Annotated in this window: 16 protein-coding genes; 11 read left to right on the forward strand and 5 right to left on the reverse strand. The window is 57.8% G+C overall.

Going from position 1 to position 20,380, the window contains the following annotated elements; translation table 11 throughout:
• Positions 1–43: 43 nt before the first annotated feature.
• Complete coding sequence (locus tag IM291_RS06380; RefSeq protein ID WP_028014092.1) at positions 44–892, reverse strand: MurR/RpiR family transcriptional regulator; 849 nt, start codon at positions 890–892, stop codon at positions 44–46.
• Between the two features lie 118 nt (positions 893–1,010).
• On the opposite strand from IM291_RS06380, the gene murQ reads away from it, so the two are divergent.
• From murQ to tadA, 4 genes are read left to right on the forward strand one after another with little or no spacing between them, the layout of a single operon-like run.
• Entirely contained in the window at positions 1,011–1,904 is an 894-nt protein-coding gene (gene murQ, locus IM291_RS06385; protein ID WP_192986394.1) for an N-acetylmuramic acid 6-phosphate etherase, read from the forward strand.
• A gap of 11 nt (positions 1,905–1,915) precedes the next feature.
• Positions 1,916–3,277, forward strand: a complete 1,362-nt coding sequence (locus IM291_RS06390) for a PTS transporter subunit EIIC (RefSeq protein WP_192986396.1) — start codon at positions 1,916–1,918, stop codon at positions 3,275–3,277.
• A 3-nt stretch (positions 3,278–3,280) separates the two neighbouring features.
• Complete coding sequence (gene yfhb / locus IM291_RS06395) at positions 3,281–3,916, forward strand: phosphatidylglycerophosphatase C (protein WP_192986398.1); 636 nt, start codon at positions 3,281–3,283, stop codon at positions 3,914–3,916.
• 24 nt (positions 3,917–3,940) lie between these two features.
• Positions 3,941–4,480, forward strand: a complete 540-nt coding sequence (gene tadA / locus IM291_RS06400; RefSeq protein WP_048338854.1) for a tRNA adenosine(34) deaminase TadA — start codon at positions 3,941–3,943, stop codon at positions 4,478–4,480.
• On the opposite strand, the gene mltF is transcribed toward tadA, so the two are convergent.
• On the reverse strand, positions 4,368–5,918 hold the full coding sequence (gene mltF, locus IM291_RS06405) for a membrane-bound lytic murein transglycosylase MltF (RefSeq protein ID WP_028014088.1): 1,551 nt from the start codon (positions 5,916–5,918) through the stop codon (positions 4,368–4,370). The two genes, tadA and mltF, sit on opposite strands and share 113 nt — an antisense overlap.
• A gap of 267 nt (positions 5,919–6,185) precedes the next feature.
• Between mltF and purL the strand changes: the two genes are divergently transcribed.
• From purL to glnB, 5 genes are all read left to right on the forward strand, one after another.
• Positions 6,186–10,073, forward strand: a complete 3,888-nt coding sequence (gene purL, locus IM291_RS06410; protein ID WP_048999415.1) for a phosphoribosylformylglycinamidine synthase — start codon at positions 6,186–6,188, stop codon at positions 10,071–10,073.
• Between the two features lie 533 nt (positions 10,074–10,606).
• The gene (gene qseE / locus IM291_RS06415) at positions 10,607–12,031 is read left to right on the forward strand and encodes a two component system sensor histidine kinase QseE/GlrK (protein ID WP_127334645.1); all 1,425 of its coding nucleotides are present in this window, start codon (positions 10,607–10,609) and stop codon (positions 12,029–12,031) included.
• 4 nt (positions 12,032–12,035) lie between these two features.
• The gene (gene qseG, locus IM291_RS06420) at positions 12,036–12,773 is read left to right on the forward strand and encodes a two-component system QseEF-associated lipoprotein QseG (RefSeq protein ID WP_028014085.1); all 738 of its coding nucleotides are present in this window, start codon (positions 12,036–12,038) and stop codon (positions 12,771–12,773) included.
• Positions 12,760–14,097 (forward strand): two-component system response regulator GlrR, encoded by a 1,338-nt coding sequence (glrR, locus tag IM291_RS06425; RefSeq protein WP_028014084.1) that lies wholly within the window; start codon positions 12,760–12,762, stop codon positions 14,095–14,097. Before qseG ends, glrR begins: the two co-directional genes overlap by 14 nt.
• Before the next feature lie 65 nt (positions 14,098–14,162).
• Complete coding sequence (gene glnB, locus IM291_RS06430) at positions 14,163–14,501, forward strand: nitrogen regulatory protein P-II (RefSeq protein WP_003860685.1); 339 nt, start codon at positions 14,163–14,165, stop codon at positions 14,499–14,501.
• Positions 14,502–14,551: 50 nt separating this feature from the next.
• Here the strand turns inward: glnB and hmpA are convergent, their stop codons facing one another.
• Entirely contained in the window at positions 14,552–15,742 is a 1,191-nt protein-coding gene (gene hmpA, locus IM291_RS06435; RefSeq protein WP_192986400.1) for an NO-inducible flavohemoprotein, read from the reverse strand.
• A gap of 303 nt (positions 15,743–16,045) precedes the next feature.
• Between hmpA and glyA the strand changes: the two genes are divergently transcribed.
• The gene (glyA, locus tag IM291_RS06440) at positions 16,046–17,299 is read left to right on the forward strand and encodes a serine hydroxymethyltransferase (protein WP_025757663.1); all 1,254 of its coding nucleotides are present in this window, start codon (positions 16,046–16,048) and stop codon (positions 17,297–17,299) included.
• A 53-nt stretch (positions 17,300–17,352) separates the two neighbouring features.
• Here the strand turns inward: glyA and IM291_RS06445 are convergent, their stop codons facing one another.
• Positions 17,353–17,775: a DoxX family protein gene (locus IM291_RS06445; protein WP_028014082.1), complete on the reverse strand. Its 423-nt coding sequence runs from the start codon at positions 17,773–17,775 to the stop codon at positions 17,353–17,355.
• 172 nt (positions 17,776–17,947) lie between these two features.
• Between IM291_RS06445 and IM291_RS06450 the strand changes: the two genes are divergently transcribed.
• Positions 17,948–19,087: a 3-phenylpropionate MFS transporter gene (locus IM291_RS06450; RefSeq protein WP_048960048.1), complete on the forward strand. Its 1,140-nt coding sequence runs from the start codon at positions 17,948–17,950 to the stop codon at positions 19,085–19,087.
• Here the strand turns inward: IM291_RS06450 and csiE are convergent, their stop codons facing one another.
• Entirely contained in the window at positions 19,088–20,365 is a 1,278-nt protein-coding gene (gene csiE, locus IM291_RS06455; RefSeq protein ID WP_192986402.1) for a stationary phase inducible protein CsiE, read from the reverse strand.
• Positions 20,366–20,380 lie beyond the last annotated feature (15 nt).

Consider the following 20,380-nt stretch of genomic DNA (forward strand, 5'->3'; position numbering starts at 1 on the left):
GAAATTCTCAGAAACAACACAAACTGGGCGGGCATTATACGCGTCAAACCAGTTTCTTTACCAGTTCTTCGCTGTGACGAATGCGCTCGGGCGCGCGCTCCAGATCCTGCTGTACCAGCGCCATAAACAGCAGGTCCGTCAGCATCATTTGTGCGCTGGTGGACGAAATTGCCGCGCTGCGCGTGGCCTGCTCTTCGGCAATGGTATACAAACAGCGCGTTGCCCGCTGCTGCAGCGCATTTGGCGTAAAGCCGGTGATCGCCAGAATTTTGCCGCCGACGCGCAGGGCTTCGTCGGTCGCCATGTTGATCTCGCGGCGCTCGCCGGAGTAGGAGATGGCCAGCAGCAGATCGTCAGGATCCATCGCCTGCACGGTCGCCAGCAGGGCGTGCATATCCTGCTCGACGATGGCGTTAAAACCGATTTTAGTCAGCTTCCAGCCAAAATTACGCGCCACCAGACCGGACGCGCCAATACCGGTCAAAATAATACGCCGCGCCGCCCGCAGCATCGCCACGCTTTCCAGTAATTTCTCTTCGGTATTCACGTCCAGCGTGGCGTGCATGGCCGCCACGTTCTCCTTGATCAGCTTTTCCCCAACCAGACGCATCGGGTCATCGCCGCGGATCTGGTTATGCACCGGCATGGACTGCGGATTCGGGTTACTCACCAGCGCTTCGCTGATTGCCAGCTTAAGAGCGGGAAAACCCTTAAACCCGATCTTCTGGGCAAATTTCACCACGCTTGACTGGCTCACTCCAGCTTCGCTTGCCAGCTGCTGTGAGCTGAGGTGGCGGGCGCGATCGGGCTGAGAAAGCAGAAAATCCGCCAGCTTTTTGTCGCTTTGAGCAAAGCCGGCGTAGCGCTGGCGAATGCGAATTAAACAGTTCATGAGTACTCCCGGCGGAAATGTGATTGTCTGCGCAAAAACGAATTCTGCTCGCCTGAATGAATTTTATATTCCATTATAGTGTGATTATTATGAATTAAAAATTCTTGAGGTACAAAAAATGAATCTTGGCTCACTTGTTTCTGAAACGCGTAACCCGCAAACCATGGATCTGGATGCGCTCTCCACCCTGGAGCTGGTTAACCGCTTTAATCAACAGGATACGCTGGTAGCGCAGGCAGTGAAAGAGACATTGCCAGAGGTGGCGAAAGCGGTCGATGCGGCGGCGGAAGCTCTTAAGGTCGGTGGTCGCATTATCTATATGGGGGCCGGTACCAGCGGGCGTCTCGGGGTGCTGGATGCCTCGGAATGTCCGCCCACCTTTGGCGTTCCGCACGGCCTGGTGGTTGGCCTGATTGCAGGTGGTCCCGGCGCGCTGCTGAAGGCCGTTGAAGGGGCGGAGGACAATAAACAGCTGGGTGAGGATGACCTGAAGGATCTGAACCTGACGGCGAACGATCTGGTGGTCGGCCTGGCGGCATCCGGGCGCACGCCGTACGTCATTGGCGGCCTGGAATACGCCAACCGGACCGGCTGCACGACGGTCGCCATCTCCTGCAACCCCGGCTCGCCGATTGCGCAGGTGGCCGCTATCGCCATCTCTCCGGTCGTTGGGCCGGAAGCGCTCACCGGCTCCACGCGCCTGAAATCCGGGACCGCGCAAAAGCTGGTGCTCAATATGATCTCCACCGGTGCGATGGTGAAGTTCGGCAAGGTCTACCAGAACCTGATGGTCGATATGCAGGCCACCAACGTCAAGCTGGTGGACAGAGCCTGCCGCATGGTGATGGAGGCGACAGGCGCGGGCCGTGAAGAGGCAGAAGCGGTGCTCAGGCAGACCGATCACGACGTAAAACCAGCCATTTTGATGATCTTAAGCGGGCTGGACGCGGCGGCTGCGCGAGCCAAACTCGACGCGCACAACGGCTTCTTACGGGCGGCTTTAGAAAACTAGCAGAGGCGTTTATGGACAAAACAGCAGCGCTCGCCAGCGATATCCTGCAGGGGATAGGCGGGGAGAAAAATATTCAGCGTCTGGAAAACTGCATGACGCGCGTGCGCGTCGAGGTGCATAACGACGATCAGCTTGACGTGCCGGGCCTGAAGAAGCTGTCCGGCGTCAGTGGCTACGTGAAACAGGGGCAGCAACACCAGTTGATCGTCGGGCCGGGCAAGGCGGCGCAGGTTGTCGACGCCATGCGCGCGCTGATGGTCGGCGGTACAAGCGTGACGGTTGACGACGCTGAACGCACCAAAGCGCAGGCGAAGGCCAAATACAAAGCTCCCATGAGCGATGCGCTGCGACAGCTGGCAAACGTCTTTATCCCGCTGATCCCGGCGTTTATAGCTTCCGGCTTGATCACCGGGATCATCAACATCCTCAAGCGGCCAGATATTGTCGGGGATTTTGCCACGCAGTATCCGAACCTGCTGGGCATTCTCGGGATCTTCGGCAGCGCGGTGTTTGCCATTATGAACATCCTGGTCGGGGTCAATACTGCGAAGGTGTTTGGCGGCTCGCTGGCAATGGGCGGCGTGATGGCAGGGATCTTGTCCAGCCCGCAGCTGGCGCAAATCACGCTGTTTGGCGAGGCGCTCCAGCCTGGTCGCGGCGGGGTGATTGCCGTGCTGCTGGTGGTTATTCTTATGTGCTGGATCGAGAAAAAGCTACGCACGGTTCTGCCTGGCTCGATTGAGCTGATCCTCAACCCGCTGCTGACCACGTTAATTACCGGTAGCGTCGCGATTGTGGTCCTTCAGCCACTAGGCGGGTGGATCTCTGACGCCATCGCCCACGGCGCGTCTCTGGCTATCGACCGCGGCGGCCTGCTGGTGGGGGCGGTGCTGTCAGGTACCTTCCTGCCGCTGGTGCTGACCGGCCTGCATCAGGGGCTGGTGCCGATCCACGTCGAGCTGGTGCAGGCGCACGGCTATAACGCGCTGCTGCCTATTCTCTCGATGGCGGGCGTCGGGCAGGTGGGGGCAGCGATTGCCGTCCTGATGAAAACCCGCAACGCGCGCCTGAAAAAAGTGATTAAAGGGGCGCTGCCGGTCGGGCTGCTCGGCATTGGCGAGCCGCTGATATTCGGCGTCACGCTGCCGCTGGGTAAACCGTTCCTTGCGGCCTGTCTGGGGGGCGCTGTAGGCGGGGCACTCATTAGCTACTGGAAAGTCGCCACCGTTATCACCTTTGGTCTCTCCGGTTTACCGCTGGCATTAACCATCGTGACCGGAAAAGTCATGCTCTATCTGTTAGGCTATTTAGTAGCGGTGATCGCCGGGTTCCTGTTTACCTGGCTGTTAGGATTCAACGACCCAGAGGAGTAAGGTTTGGCCAATCACGAGCGTCGCGTTGTCTTTTTCGATCTGGATGGAACGCTGCATCAGCAGGATATGTTTGGTACGTTTATGCGCTACCTGCTGCGGCGTCAGCCTCTGAACGCGCTGCTCGTCTTACCGCTCTTACCCCTCATTGGCATCGCGCTGCTGGTAAAAGGCCGGGCGGCGCGCTGGCCAATGAGCCTGCTGCTGTGGGGATGTACGTTTGGCCACAGCGAAGCGCGGCTCAAACAGCTCGAAAAGGAGTTCGCTCTCTGGTTCCGCGGCCACGTTGCCGCGTTTCCCGTGGTGCAGGCGCGCCTGACCAGCTATCTTGACGCCAACGATGCCGATATCTGGCTGATTACCGGCTCCCCGCAGACGCTGGTGGAGCTGGTCTACTTTGATACCCCCTGGCTGCCGCGCGTAAATCTTATCGCCACGCAAATTTCCCGCGGCTACGGCGGCTGGGTCCTGACGATGCGCTGTCTGGGGCATGAAAAAGTGATCCAGCTGGAAAAACGCATCGGCACGCCGCTGCGCCTTTACAGCGGCTACAGCGACAGCAAGCAGGACAACCCGCTGCTCTATTTTTGCCAGCATCGCTGGCGCGTTACTCCCCTCGGTGAACTTCAGCAACTCGAATAGTCTTATCTATAAGGGCTGTGTATAATGCCGCCCGCTTTTAGACTGGAGTATCAGCCCTTGTCCACCTCAGAACACAATCATGAATACTGGATGCGCCACGCGCTGGCGCTGGCTCAACGGGCCTGGGACGAGGGTGAAGTGCCCGTGGGCGCGGTGCTGGTTCATAACAACCGGGTGATTGGGGAAGGGTGGAACCGTCCTATTGGCCGCCACGATCCTACCGCGCACGCCGAAATTATGGCGCTTCGTCAGGGCGGGCTGGTGCTGCAAAACTATCGTCTGCTTGATACCACCCTGTACGTCACCCTTGAACCCTGCGTGATGTGCTCCGGGGCGATGGTGCACAGCCGAATCGGTACCCTGGTGTTTGGAGCGCGGGATGAAAAAACCGGTGCGGCCGGTTCACTGATGGACGTGCTGGGTCATCCAGGAATGAATCATCAGGTGCAGACTATCGGTGGGGTACTTGCACCAGAGTGTTCGGGGCTATTAAGCGATTTCTTTCGAATGCGCCGTCAGCAGAAAAAGCAACAAAAGGCAGAATTGAAGTTGTCGGATGATTAAGCTCGTCCGGTGCCACAACCGGATAACTTTCCGCCAGCTGTTTTGCCTCTGTTGCCTCTTTCTCTTTCTCCAGCAGATAGCCGACCAGGCTAATCTGATACTTACGTATATTTTCCACGTAGGCGTAGGCTTCATGTCCGCGCGCGTAGCCATACGTCAGCTTGTTGTACCATGGCTTCTGGCTCAGCAGCGGCAGGCGCTGTTTTACGTCTGACCAGCTGTCCGGGTTTCCCTTCGTTTTCGCCGTCAGAGCCCGCGCGTCAAGCATGTGCGCGTAGCCCATGTTGTAGGCCGCCAGCGCAAACCAGATCCGTTCCTCTTCCGGCACGGTTTCCGGGACTTTAGCCATCATATCCTGCAGGTAGCGCGCCCCGCCGCTGATGCTCTGTTCCGCATCGGTACGGTCGTTAACGCCCAGGCTCAGCGCGGTATTTTTGGTTAACATCATCAGTCCGCGTACGCCCGTTGGCGACGTGGCCTGGGTGTCCCAGTGGGACTCCTGGTACGAGATAGCCGCCAGCAGTTTCCAGTCAATCTCCTGGGCATATTTTTCGAAAAGCGGCTGCAGGTCAGGCAGGACGCTGTCAACCGCGCGCAGGAAGCTGCGGGTGTCAACGTAGTCAAAGTCATCCCCGTGGCCGAGGTACTTCTCCTCAAGTCGCGCCAGCGTGCCGTCTTCATTGATGGTGTTATAAAAATCCAGCATGGCCGCCGAGAGGGTCTGGTCATCGTCCAGATGGGTAAACCAGGTCACCGGCTGTTCGTCCGTCACGTCCAGCGCCACGGCGATTTCAGGATGCACCCGCTGGAACAGGCTGATCGCCACCGAATCGGCGATGGTGTAGGGCAGTTTCTGATCTTTGACCTGCTCCAGCAGCTCCGTCGTGCCGAGTTTAGGGTCAACCGTCCAGCTCAGATCCGGGTATTTTTTCTCCTTTAACTCACGCAGGTCGTCAATCACTACGTGGCCGGGAGCAATCGTCAGCTGTTGCGCGTTGATCGAGGCAAGCGTACGCGGGCGCAGGCTCCCGACGCGATAAACCAGCTGCTGGGAAACGGAGTAGTAGGTCGGGCCCGGCTGGTAGTTCTTGCTGCGCTCGCTGTTATAGACCAGCCCGGCAGCGAGGATATCGGCGTTGTTGTTGTCCAGGTCGTCAAACAGCTGGTTGATGTTCTGGCGGACGGTAATTTTAAGCTTCACGCCCAGATAATCGGCAAACTGCTGCGCCAGCTCATAATCCAGACCAATAATTTTGCCGTTGATGTCGCTGTAAATCAGCGGAGAGTTGAGGGTACTGACGCGCAGTTCCCCCCGCTCCTGAATGGCGGCGATACGATTTTCGGCTTTGCCGAACCAGGGGATGGAAGGCCAGAGGGCCACTGCCAGCAGCAACGTTACAATGCCGATGAGCAGATAATTAATCTTTAATTTTTTCAATTAGTTAATTCTCTGCGACGCCGGTTGCCTCAGTCTGCTGTAGCCATGTTAATCATAAGGTTTGTCATTGAATGAGCGGCATTTTGCGTAAACTTGCGCCACTTGGCAACCAATTAGAGAGACAGGTCACATCTATTGTTAAACGCTGAAGTCGATTTTATTTCGACGCAAACGGTTTCGTCGGCGCTCAGGATTCTCTATAATGACGCCCGTTTTCCCCCCTTGCGCACACTGTAAGCGCCCCGGCGCTTCGAAGACGAGAGACTTATGATGGAAATTCTGCGTGGTTCGCCTGCACTGTCTGCCTTCCGTATTACCAAACTGCTGGCACGTTTTCAGGCGGCCGACCTTCCGGTAAGCAATATTTACGCTGAGTATGTCCATTTTGCTGACCTGAATGCCCCCCTGAATGCAGAGGAGCGCGTACAGCTGGAACGCCTGCTCAAGTATGGCCCAAATCTGAGCAGCCATACGCCAACCGGCAAACTGATCCTTGCGACGCCGCGTCCGGGCACCATCTCCCCCTGGTCTTCCAAAGCCACCGACATTGCCCACAACTGCGGCCTGAGCCAGATTAACCGTCTGGAGCGCGGCGTAGCGTACTACGTCGAAGCCTCTACCCTGAGCGACGCGCAGTGGCAGGCGGTTGCGGCTGAATTGCACGACCGCATGATGGAGAGCGTGTTTGCCTCTCTTGATGACGCACAGAAGCTTTTCTCCCATCATCAGCCTGCGCCGGTACAGAGCGTGGACCTGCTGGGGCAGGGCCGCCAGGCGCTGATTGACGCCAACCTGCGTCTCGGCCTGGCGCTGGCAGAAGACGAAATTGACTACCTGCAGGACGCGTTCGTTAAGCTCAACCGCAACCCGAACGACATCGAACTCTACATGTTCGCGCAGGCCAACTCTGAGCACTGCCGCCATAAGATTTTCAATGCCGACTGGATTATCGACGGCGAACAGCAGCCGAAGTCGCTGTTCAAAATGATCAAAAACACCATGGAACAAACCCCTGACCACGTGCTGTCTGCCTATAAAGACAACGCCGCGGTGATGGAAGGTTCCGAGGTGGGCCGCTTCTTCGCCGATCGCGAAGCAGGGCGCTATGACTTCCATCAGGAGCCTGCGCATATTCTGATGAAAGTGGAAACCCACAACCACCCGACGGCCATTTCTCCGTGGCCGGGTGCGGCGACCGGCTCCGGCGGCGAAATCCGTGACGAAGGGGCGACCGGTCGTGGGGCGAAACCAAAAGCGGGTCTGGTCGGCTTTTCCGTTTCTAACCTGCGCATCCCTGGCTTTGAACAGCCGTGGGAAGAAGATTTCGGCAAGCCAGAGCGCATCGTGACCGCGCTGGATATCATGACCGAAGGTCCGCTGGGCGGCGCGGCGTTTAACAACGAATTTGGCCGTCCGGCGCTGAACGGTTACTTCCGTACCTACGAAGAGAAGGTGGACAGCCACAACGGCGAAGAGCTGCGTGGCTACCACAAACCGATCATGCTGGCGGGCGGGATCGGCAACATCCGTGCCGATCACGTGCAAAAAGGCGAGATCGTCGTCGGCGCGAAGCTGATCGTGCTGGGCGGCCCGGCGATGAACATCGGTCTGGGCGGCGGTGCGGCCTCCTCTATGGCCTCCGGCCAGTCTGATGCGGATCTCGACTTCGCGTCCGTGCAGCGTGACAACCCTGAGATGGAGCGTCGCTGCCAGGAAGTGATCGACCGCTGCTGGCAGCTGGGCGATGCTAACCCGATTCTGTTCATCCACGACGTGGGCGCGGGCGGTCTGTCCAACGCTATGCCGGAGCTGGTGAGCGACGGCGGTCGCGGTGGCCGTTTCAACCTGCGCGATATCCTGAGCGATGAGCCGGGCATGAGCCCGCTCGAAATCTGGTGTAACGAATCCCAGGAGCGCTATGTGCTGGCGGTTGCGGCCGACCAGCTGCCGCTGTTTGACGAGCTGTGCCGCCGCGAGCGCGCGCCGTATGCCGTCATCGGTGAAGCGACCGAAGAGCAGCACCTGACTCTGAGCGACACCCATTTCGACAACCAGCCTATCGATCTGCCGCTGGACGTGCTGCTCGGCAAAACGCCGAAGATGACCCGCGATGTGCAGACCCGTAAAGCGGCGGGCAAAGCGCTGGATCGCCAGGGCATCACCGTGGCAGAAGCCGTTAATCGCGTGCTGCACCTGCCGGCTGTCGCTGAGAAAACCTTCCTGGTGACCATCGGCGATCGTACCGTGACCGGTATGGTGTCGCGCGATCAGATGGTTGGCCCGTGGCAGATCCCGGTGGCGAACTGCGCCGTGACCACCGCGAGCCTCGACAGCTACTACGGCGAAGCGATGGCGCTGGGTGAACGCACCCCGGTCGCGCTGCTGGACTTCGCCGCCTCTGCACGACTGGCGGTTGGTGAAGCGCTGACCAACATCGCGGCGACGCAGATTGGCGACATCAAACGTATCAAACTTTCCGCGAACTGGATGGCGGCAGCCGGTCACCCTGGTGAAGACGCTGGCCTGTATGAAGCCGTGAAAGCGGTGGGTGAGGAACTGTGCCCAGCCCTCGGCCTGACCATTCCGGTGGGTAAAGACTCCATGTCGATGAAAACCCGCTGGCAGGAGGGTAACGAGCAGCGCGAGATGACGTCTCCGCTGTCGCTGGTGATCACCGCGTTTGCCCGCGTGGAAGACGTGCGCCATACCGTTACGCCGCAGCTGGCGACCGAAGATAACGCCCTGCTGTTGATTGACCTGGGTAAGGGCCACAACGCGCTGGGCGCCACCGCACTGGCGCAGGTTTACCGTCAACTTGGCGACAAGCCAGCCGACGTGCGCGACGTGGCGCAGCTAAAAGGTTTCTACGACGCAATTCAGGCGCTGGTGGCACAGCGCAAGCTGCTGGCCTACCATGACCGTTCCGACGGCGGCCTGCTGGTGACCCTGGCAGAGATGGCCTTCACCGGCCACTGCGGCGTGGAAGCGAACATTGCAACGCTTGGCGAAGACCGCCTGGCGGCGCTGTTTAACGAAGAGCTGGGTGCGGTGATTCAGGTTCGCGCCGCAGACCGCGAGGCGGTGGAAGCGATTCTGGCGAAGCACGGTCTGGCAGACTGCGTCCACTATCTGGGGAAAGCCGTTCAGGGCGACCGCTTCGTCATTGAGGCCGACGGTCACGCCGTGTTCAGCGAAAGCCGCACCACGCTGCGCATGTGGTGGGCAGAAACTACATGGCAGATGCAGCGCCTGCGCGATAACCCGGAATGCGCCGATCAGGAGCATAACGCGAAAGCGAATGACCAGGATCCTGGCCTGAACGTGAAGCTCTCCTTCGACATCAACGAAGACATCGCTGCGCCGTACATTGCGACCGGCGCGCGTCCGAAAGTGGCCGTGCTGCGCGAGCAGGGCGTTAACTCCCACGTTGAGATGGCGGCAGCCTTCCACCGCGCGGGCTTTGACGCTATCGACGTCCACATGAGCGACCTGCTGGCCGGGCGTATCGGTCTGGAAGATTTCCATGCGCTGGTGGCGTGCGGCGGTTTCTCCTACGGCGACGTGCTGGGCGCAGGCGAAGGCTGGGCGAAGTCCATTCTGTTTAACAGCCGCGTGCGCGACGAGTTCGAGACCTTCTTCCATCGTCCGCAAACCCTGGCGCTGGGCGTGTGCAACGGCTGCCAGATGATGTCTAACCTGCGCGAGCTGATCCCGGGCAGCGAATCCTGGCCACGCTTTGTGCGCAACCAGTCCGACCGCTTCGAAGCGCGCTTCAGTCTGGTTGAAGTGACTCAGAGCCCGTCTCTGCTGCTGCAGGGGATGGTTGGCTCTCAGATGCCAATCGCCGTTTCCCACGGCGAAGGTCAGGTAGAAGTGCGCGATGCGGCCCATCTGGCGCAGCTCGAGAGCAAAGGCCTGGTGGCGCTGCGCTTTGTCGATAACTTCGGCAAGGTCACGGAAACCTATCCGGCGAACCCGAACGGCTCCGTCAATGGTATTACGGCGGTGACCAGCGAAAGCGGTCGCGCGACCATCATGATGCCGCACCCTGAACGCGTGTTCCGTACCGTGAGCAACTCCTGGCACCCGGAAAACTGGGGCGAGGACAGCCCGTGGATGCGTATCTTCCGCAACGCGCGTAAACAGCTGGGTTAAGATGTAAAGCAGGTACTTTGTAGGCCCGGTGAGCGTAGCGCCACCGGGTTTTTTTATGCGTGTCGCAAAATTGCGACAAAGATGGTATAGGGCTGTCTCCAATTGGAGACACTTAACCCATTGATTTATATATGGCCGGACAGGTTCCCGTTAAGGTGTTGCTTAATAGCGACACTTAGCCTGGAAATCATTCAGCGCACAATAAATAGATTAAACGAATAAAAGATATATATTTCAAAGTGTTAATATTTTGTTTTGCATTCTGGCATGGGTGTTGCATAATATCAACCAGTGGCTCATTCACCTTCTTATGTCAGCCCCTTCGGGACGTGCTACATAAACTTCGAATGACGCACAAAAAGGTGCCTGCCGTCCAACTACTGATCATAGCGATGCTTTATCAGGCCAGGGCGAAACGTCGAGTTAGGCACCGCCTTATTCCATAACAAAGCCGGGTTTTTACCCGGCTTTGTTGTATCTGAAGGGCAGACTCAGTTACGCTCTCCGTAAACCCCCATGAAGAGAGTAATGCGTTGAAACGCTGGCCCGTTTTTCCCCGCTCCCTGCGACAGCTCGTGATGATGGCCTTTCTGCTGATCCTGCTGCCGCTGCTGATCCTCGCCTGGCAGGCATGGCAGAGCCTCAACGCGCTGAGTGCCCAGGCGGCACTGACGAACCGCACCACGCTTATCGATGCCAGACGCAGTGAAGCGATGACCAACGCCGCGCTGGAGATGGAGCGTAGCTATCGTCAGTACTGCGTGCTCGACGATCGGACGCTGGAGAAGGTCTACCAGAGCCAGCGCAAGCGCTACAGCGAAATGCTGGATGCCCACGCGGGCGTGCTGCCGGACGACAGACTGTATCAGGCGTTACGTCAGGATCTGAACGATCTCGCGCAGCTGCAGTGCCAGAACAGCGGCCCGGATGCGGCTGCCGCCGCGCGCCTTGAGGCATTCGCCGCCGCCAATACCGAAATGGTGCAGTCAACGCGCACGGTCATTTTCTCTCGCGGCCAGCAACTGCAGCAGGAGATTGCCGAGCGCGGCCAGTTCTTCGGCTGGCAGGCGCTGGTGCTGTTCCTGGTGAGCCTCGGGCTGGTGCTGCTCTTTACCCGCATGATCATCGGCCCGGTGAAGGGTATTCAGCGTATGATCAACCGCCTGGGGGAGGGGAAATCGCTCGGGGATACGGTTGCCTTTAAAGGCCCGCGCGAGCTGCGATCCGTCGGGCAGCGCATTATCTGGCTATCCGAGCGCCTGGCGTGGCTGGAATCCCAGCGTCATCAGTTCCTGCGCCATATTTCCCATGAGCTGAAAACCCCGCTGGCCAGCATGCGTGAAGGAACGGAGCTGCTGGCGGACGAGGTGGCAGGGTCGCTTACTCCGGAGCAGAAAGAGATTGTCGAAATTCTGGACGCCAGCAGCCGCAACCTGCAAAAGCTGATCGAGCAGCTTCTGGATTACAACCGCAAGCTGGCTGACGGGACGGTGGTACTGGAAGAGGTGGAGATTGAGCCACTGGTGGATATGGTGATCTCCGCCCATAGCTTGCCGGCAAGAGCTAAAATGATGCATACCGGGGTGGAGCTGAATGCGCCGACATGCCTGGCTGAACCCATGCTATTAATGAGCGTTCTGGATAATCTTTACTCCAATGCGGTGCACTATGGTACTGAATCCGGTAACATTTATATCCGAAGTTATACGAAGGGCTCCCGGGTGTTTATTGACGTCGCAAACACCGGCACCCCGATCCCCGATGACGAAAAAACCATGATCTTCGAACCCTTTTTCCAGGGGAGTCATCAGCGGAAAGGCGCGGTAAAAGGAAGCGGTCTGGGATTAAGCATTGCTCGGGACTGCATACGACGCATGCAGGGTGAGCTAAACATTGCCACGGACGAACGTTCAGATGTTTGCTTCCGTATTGAACTGCCCCTGAGCCGGAAAAATTAATAAAATGAATCTATATCTGGTGAGTATGTCACACGTCTTTTTCCGCGCCATACGCGCGGTGTTTTCCAGCAAAGCGGGTCGCCTGAGTCTGCCCTGTTTAGTTCTGGCGGGGTGCGTTTCCCATGCGCCGCAAAGTGCGATAAGCGGTAAACAGGAAGACAAATGGCCCGATAACCAGCTGGCGGATTTCCTCTCTACCCGCTGTGAGGATATCTGGAATCTGTCAGGGCATGATGTCGAAAATAATCCGCTGTTCTGGCTGCGCGGAATAGATTGCGCCCAGCGGCTTGCGCCGGTAGACGCCCGCATGAAGGCGGCGATGCTGGATGAAGACACCTGGCAGGACGCTTTCAAGCGTGGGATTTTACTGGCCGATGCGAAAATTACACCCGTTGAACGTCGGGCCAACGTGACCCGTCTGGACACGTTTGTGATCAATCTTCCCGCACAGGTGCGCCCGGTATACCAGCTCTGGCGGGATGGGCAGACGTTACAGCTGCAGTTGTCTGAAGAGCGCTCCCGCTACAGCAAGCTACAGCAGTCAACTGACAGCGAGCTGGATACGCTGCGCCAACAGCAACAGCATTTACGTACTCAGCTGGATACCACGACGCGAAAGCTGGAAAACCTGACCGATATCGAAAGACAGCTCTCGTCGCGTAAATATCAGCCGGGTAGTTCATCTGCTGCACCGGACAGCGATATGCCGAAACAAGAGGATGTGAAGCATGACGAGCCGTAAACCAGCCCATCTCTTACTGGTGGATGACGATCCCGGCCTGTTAAAGCTGCTGGGGATGCGTCTGGTCAGTGAAGGCTACACCGTGGTGACCGCGGAAAGCGGGCAGGAGGGGCTTAAAGTCCTCAGCCGCGAAAAGATTGACCTGGTGATCAGCGACCTGCGGATGGACGAAATGGATGGCATGCAGCTGTTCGCCGAAATCCAGAAGCAGCAACCTGGCATGCCGGTCATTATCCTGACGGCGCACGGGTCAATCCCGGATGCCGTCGCCGCAACCCAGCAGGGCGTGTTCAGCTTCCTCACCAAGCCGGTAGATAAAGACGCGCTCTACAAAGCCATCGACAGCGCGCTGGAGCACGCCGCGCCCTCCGGAGACGACGCATGGCGTGAATCTATCGTCACCCGGAGTCCGATAATGCTGCGTCTGCTTGAGCAGGCGCGAATGGTCGCACAGTCAGACGTCAGCGTGTTGATTAACGGCCAGAGCGGAACCGGGAAAGAGATCCTGGCGCAGGCGATCCACAACGCCAGCCCGCGCAGTAAAAATGCCTTTATCGCCATTAACTGCGGTGCCTTGCCAGAGCAGCTTCTTGAGTCTGAACTTTTTGGCCATGCCCGCGGCGCATTTACCGGCGCGGTAAGCAGCCGGGAAGGGCTGTTCCAGGCCGCGGAAGGCGGCACGCTGTTCCTCGACGAAATTGGCGACATGCCTGCGCCGCTGCAGGTCAAACTGTTGCGCGTACTTCAGGAGCGCAAAGTGCGCCCGTTGGGTAGCAACCGCGATATTGATATTAACGTGCGAATCATTTCCGCTACCCACCGCGACTTGCCCAAAGTGATGGCCCGCAACGAGTTCCGTGAAGATCTCTACTACCGTCTGAACGTGGTGAACCTGAAGATCCCGGCGCTGGCGGAGCGTGCGGAAGATATTCCGCTGCTGGCGAATCACCTCCTGCGCCAGGCGGCAGATCGGCATAAACCGTTCGTGCGCGCCTTTTCGACTGATGCGATGAAACGGCTGATGGCCGCCAGCTGGCCGGGTAACGTGCGCCAGCTGGTGAACGTGATTGAGCAGTGCGTGGCGCTAACGTCCTCGCCCGTTATCAGCGACGCGCTGGTGGAACAGGCGCTGGAAGGGGAGAACACGGCCTTGCCGACGTTTGCGGAAGCGCGTAACCAGTTCGAGCTGAACTATCTGCGCAAGCTGCTGCAGATCACCAAAGGCAACGTGACCCACGCGGCGCGGATGGCCGGACGCAACCGCACCGAGTTCTATAAGCTGCTCTCACGCCACGAGCTGGAAGCAAACGATTTTAAAGAGTAATGCCGTATGGTACTGTGAGCAATCGATTACGAGGCAGCTTACAGGCAAGAGTTTAAGGACCCACCATGAAAAAGATTGATGCGATTATTAAACCTTTCAAACTGGATGATGTACGTGAAGCGCTGGCGGAAGTAGGCATCACCGGAATGACCGTGACGGAAGTGAAAGGTTTTGGTCGTCAGAAGGGCCACACCGAGCTTTATCGTGGCGCAGAGTACATGGTCGACTTTCTGCCGAAAGTGAAAATTGAAATCGTGGTCAGCGACGATATCGTCGATACCTGCGTGGATACCATTATCCGCACGGCGCAGACGGGCAAAATTGGCGACGGGAAAATCTTCGTCTTTGACGTGGCGCGCGTGATCCGTATCCGTACCGGCGAAGAAGACGACGCCGCGATTTAACCATTCGCCACCCGGCGAAAAAAAGCCCCTCGAACGAGGGGCTTTTTGCGTTACAGCACCTTATGCGGCCCGAAACATTCGTAATGAATGTTGTCTTTATTCACGCCCAGCTCAACCAGCTGCTTCGCGGCATACTGCATAAACGCCACCGGTCCACAGACGTAGAACTGCATTTCCGGCGCGCTAAACGCCCCTTCCATCTGGCTTAAATTCATCAGTCCTTCGCTGTCAAAGCGTGCGGCAGTGCGGTCTGCCTCCGTCGGCAGGCGATACCAGGTATGCGCGGTGAAACGCGGCAGGGTCGCTCCCAGCGCTTTCACTTCATCCGCAAAGGCGTGCACGTCGCCGTTCTCCGCTGCGTGGAACCAGTTAACCTGCGCGCTGTGGTTTGCTTTCGCCAGCGTATCCAGCATCGCCAGCATTGGCGTTTGGCCCACGCCCGCGGAGATCAGCGTGACCGGGGTATTGGTTTCAATGGCCATAAAGAAGTCGCCCGCCGGCGCGGCCAGATGGACCACGTAGCCCACGCTCGCTTCGTTATACAGCCAGTTGGATACCTGACCGCCTTCCTCGCGCTTCACCGCAATGCGGTAGCCTTTGCCGTTTGGTTTGCGGGTCAGAGAGTACTGGCGGATCTCCTGGTGCGGGAAGCCTTCAGGCTTCAGCCATATGCCCAGATACTGGCCCGGCTGGTAATCGGCCACCGGCTGGCCGTCAACCGGCTCAAATTCAAAACTGGTGATAAGCGCGCTGCGCGGCGTTTTCTCGACGATACGGAAGGCGCGCGTTCCTTCCCAGCCGCCGTTCTTGCTGGCGTTTTCGCTGTAGATCTGCGCTTCACGGTTGATAAACACGTTTGCCAGCACGCCGTAGGCTTTACCCCAGGCGTCCAGCACCTCCTGGCCCGGGCTGAACATTTCGTCCAGCGTTGCCAGCAGGTGAGTGCCGACGATGTTGTACTGCTCGGGTTGGATCTGGAAGCTGGTGTGCTTCTGCGCGATTTTTTCCACCGCAGGCAGCAACGCCGCCAGGTTTTCGATATTGCTGGCGTAGGCCGCGATGGCGTTGAAAAGCGCTTCACGCTGATCGCCGTTACGCTGGTTGCTCATATTGAAAATCTCTTTGAGCTCCGGATTGTGCGTGAACATGCGATCGTAGAAATGGGCGGTAAGTTTAGGGCCGGTTTCCACCAGCAGGGGAATGGTGGCTTTAACGGTAGCGATGGTTTGAGCGTCGAGCATGGCAGCTTCCTTCTGATATTACCTAATGATGTATTTTAAATGCATCTTATAAAAAATACCCATGCTTTGTAAATGGTTCTTTGCAAGATGAAAAATACGCATCACAAACCTGAAAAGAAATCCGCTGGAAATAGTGAGATCTTTATTCCTCAAACCCTTGCGTGGCGTGAAGGAAAACGTTTGCGTAAAATCGTTTGTCAAGACCTGTTATCACAGAACTATTCAGTTATACTGTTGCCCGTCGTCCAACAGGACTGCCTTTTCAGGCCAAAATTTACTTGTTAGCTGAGTCAGGAGATGCGGATGTTAAAGCGTGAAATGAACATTGCCGATTATGATGCCGAACTGTGGCAGGCTATGGAGCAGGAAAAAGTACGTCAGGAAGAGCACATCGAACTGATCGCCTCCGAAAACTACACCAGCCCGCGCGTGATGCAGGCGCAGGGCTCTCAGCTGACCAACAAATACGCTGAAGGTTACCCGGGCAAGCGCTACTACGGCGGTTGCGAGTACGTTGATATCGTTGAGCAGCTGGCTATCGACCGTGCGAAAGCACTCTTCGGCGCTGACTACGCGAACGTTCAGCCGCACTCCGGCTCTCAGGCTAACTTCGCTGTTTACACCGCGCTGCTGCAGCCGGGCGATACCGTTCTGGGTATGAACCTGGCGCAGGGCGGCCACCTGACTCACGGCTCCCCGGTTAACTTCTCCGGCAAACTGTACAACATCATTCCTTACGGTATTGATGAGTCCGGTAAAATTGACTACGAAGACATGGCGAAGCAGGCTAAAGAGCACAAGCCGAAGATGATCATCGGTGGCTTCTCTGCTTACTCCGGTATCGTTGACTGGGCAAAAATGCGTGAAATCGCAGACAGCATCGGCGCGTACCTGTTCGTTGACATGGCGCACGTTGCGGGCCTTATTGCCGCAGGCGTTTACCCGAACCCGGTTCCTCACGCTCACGTTGTGACCACCACTACTCACAAAACCCTGGCGGGTCCACGCGGTGGCCTGATCCTGGCGAAAGGCGGTGACGAAGAGCTGTACAAAAAACTGAACTCTGCCGTGTTCCCAAGCGCGCAGGGCGGCCCGCTGATGCACGTTATCGCCGCAAAAGCGGTCGCGCTGAAAGAAGCGATGGAGCCAGAGTTCAAGGTGTATCAGCAGCAGGTTGCTAAGAACGCCAAAGCGATGGTGGAAGTGTTCCTGAACCGTGGCTACAAAGTGGTATCCGGCGGGACTGAAAACCACCTGTTCCTGCTGGACCTTGTTGATAAGAACCTGACCGGTAAAGAAGCTGACGCTGCCCTGGGCCGCGCCAACATCACCGTGAACAAAAACAGCGTGCCAAACGATCCGAAGAGCCCGTTCGTGACCTCCGGTATCCGTATCGGTTCTCCGGCCGTGACGCGTCGCGGCTTTAAAGAAGCGGAAGTGAAAGAGCTGGCTGGCTGGATGTGTGACGTTCTGGACAACATCAATGACGAAGCGGTTATCGAGCGCGTCAAAGGTAAAGTTCTGGATATCTGCGCACGCTTCCCGGTATACGCATAATTCCTCTGCTTTGCAGAAATAAAAAAGGCCGCGCTTGCGGCCTTTTTTATGGCTTAACGTCGGTCCAGGGAAATGGCCCCCGGTCCCACAATCGCCAGCAAAATAAACGCGCCAGCAATACTGACGTTCTTGTAGAAATTAATCATATTCGGCACAACCGCATCTCCGGTCATATCCCAGTAGTGGTGACCAATAATCGCCGTGCCCAGCGTATAGAAGACAAAGAGCACCGCGAGGGGGCGGGTGAAAAAGCCAAGCACGATCAGGATAGCGGCGGGAACCTCCATTACTACGGCGATAATGGCCGCCAGCATCGGCATGGGGGCGCCAAGCGACGTCATATACTGAACGGTGCCGCTAAACCCCGTCAGCTTGGGATAGCCAAAAATAATAAACAGGACAACGATGGCAATACGGGCAATCAATAGCAGGAAGGAGCGTGAGGAGCCGAAATCGAAATAACGTAAGCTGTTCATGGCAAACGACCTCTTCAGGCGATGTCTTTTAAACGTAATACAATTTTGCCGCTCACGCCATACGCCGACCGGCTGTCCAGGACGTTAATTTATCGTTAATTTATAGCGCGCTAACGACTTGCTAAAGTGCAGGATAAACGCCAGACTATCGCCTCCATTTCGGGAGGGATTCATGGTCTTGCATTCCACGCGCTGGCTGGCGCTCAGCTACTTCACCTACTTCTTTAGCTACGGTATTTTTCTGCCTTTCTGGAGCGTCTGGCTCAAGGGAATTGGTTTGACGCCAGAAACCATCGGCATCCTGCTGGGCGCGGGGCTGGTGGCGCGTTTCCTCGGAAGCCTGCTGATTGCCCCCCGCGTCAGCGATCCCTCCTTACTGATTAAAGCGGTGCGCATTCTGGCCCTGCTGACGCTGGTCTTCGCGGCCTGCTTCTGGGTCAGCCATCAGTTTGCCTGGCTGATGGTGGTGATGGTTGGCTTTAATCTGTTCTTCTCCCCGCTGGTACCCCTGACGGATGCCCTGGCGAACACCTGGCAAAAGCAGATCACCATGGACTATGGTCGCGTGCGCCTCTGGGGCTCGATTGCGTTTGTGATTGGCTCTGCGCTGGTGGGGAAACTGGTCAGCCTTTACGACTACCGCGCGATTCTGGCGCTGCTGAGTATCGGTATTGCCTCGATGCTGCTGGGCATGCTGCTGCGCCCGTCGGTGATGCCGCAAGGGGAGAGTCGCCATCAGGAGAGCGCCGGCTGGCCCGCCTGGCGGAGCTTGGTGGCCCAGAGTTGGCGTTTTCTGGCGTGCGTCTGTCTGCTTCAGGGGGCGCATGCAGCGTACTATGGCTTCAGCGCCATCTACTGGCAGGGGGCGGGCTACTCGGCCTCTGCGGTCGGTTACCTGTGGTCGCTGGGGGTGGTGGCAGAAGTCATTATTTTCGCCCTGAGCAAAAAGCTGTTCCGCCGCTTCGGCGCGCGCGATCTGCTGCTGCTTTCCGCGGTCTGCGGCGTGGCGCGCTGGGGGATTATGGGCTGGACGACCGAACTGCCGTGGCTGATTGTGGCGCAGATCCTTCACTGCGGCACCTTCACCGTGTGCCACCTGGCGGCGATGCGCTATATCGCGGCGCGCGAGGGCGGGGACGTGATCCGTCTGCAGGCGGTCTACTCTGCGGTGGCGATGGGCGGCAGCATTGCGGTGATGACGGTCTTTGCGGGCTTTCTGTATCAGCATCTGGGACACGGCGTGTTCTGGGTCATGGCGCTGGTGGCGCTCCCGGCGATGTTTGTTCGACCGAAAGTGGCCGCACGGGCGTAGCTACGATTCCAGCATGGCGCGAATATGTTCCTGCTGCTGCGTGTTAAGTGATTCAACCGCGTGGATCAGCGGCGGCGAGAACAGCGGCAGCACGGTAGGATAGGGGGTGATAACCAGCGCGGCTTCGCGCGGTGCCCCCTCTTTCTGGAACGCCTGCAGCGTCAGATAGCGAATGTTGAGCGGCAGCAGGGTTAATTCGCGCAGCTGCTGTTCAATCACCTCCTCACAGGATTTATCCTCCCCGGTCAGCAGCACTACCTGTTTTTCATGCAGATCGGTCTCCTGCATCAGCCAGGCGCCGAAAATAACCGCTACCAGCGCCATCTCTTCATCGGAGAACCGCAGCCCAAATTCGGCTTCCAGCTCAAAGAGTGCCTCTTTCGTGGTGCGTAACAGCCGGGGATAGAGACGGTGAATTTCCTCGGGCAGGCTATTGTCGATGCCGATCTCAAACAGCGAGCGGTCCAGCGCCTGAGCCAGATGGATATACAGCTGATCGGTCAGCCCCTGCTCATCGCTGAAGTTCATCCCGGTCTGGGAGCGGAAACGGGCCACCATGCGCACAATGGCGCGGCGCAGGCGCTGATCCTGCTGGTGTTTATCGAGCACCGGATCGGGCGTGCGGAGCATCATAAACAGCAGCGCCAGAAACAGCTGCTCGTCCACGTGCGCGCCCTGCGGCACGCGCCGCTTCCAGTGACGAACAATCTCCTGCGCCGTAAAATACTCTCCCCGCGACTGGGTCCAGTTGCGCTGCGCGTGGGAAAACTGCGGCGTATTCCCTAAGTGGTGCTGGATGAGGCAGTATTGCAAGTAGAGCTGTAAGAACTGGACGTCCCGGCATTCAAACTGACGCTGCAGCTTGCGTGAGCAGAAGCCGATCAGCGCCCGCAGATTAGCATCGTCGTAAAGCGGCCGCGCGATGCCGTGCTGTTTAAGCGCGGTTTTTAAGGCTGGGGTAAACTGGTGCGAGACAAACTGCGGACAAAGGCGGAGCGCCCTGCGCAGCCAGTGCAGCAGACATAAACGCTGATTCAGGGCAGTGCCTTCAATTCGGTAGCTGCCGTCATGGTGCGTGACGATATCCAGCCGGTGATAGCGCTGGATTTCATCGCGCGTCTCGGCTATATCTTGCCGTGCCATGACCTCGTCCACGCCATTGGCAGCGATTATGCTCTGTGCGGTGACGGCAGCATCGGGCAGGTAAAGCATCAAAAGCACCTGGCAGCGGCGCTGCGAACTGGAAAGCACAGATGGAATTTCAAGCGTCGTCATCATCTGTCGGGTATCCAG

Source organism: Enterobacter cloacae complex sp. P27C, from assembly GCF_014895705.1.
GTDB lineage: Bacteria > Pseudomonadota > Gammaproteobacteria > Enterobacterales > Enterobacteriaceae > Enterobacter > Enterobacter bugandensis.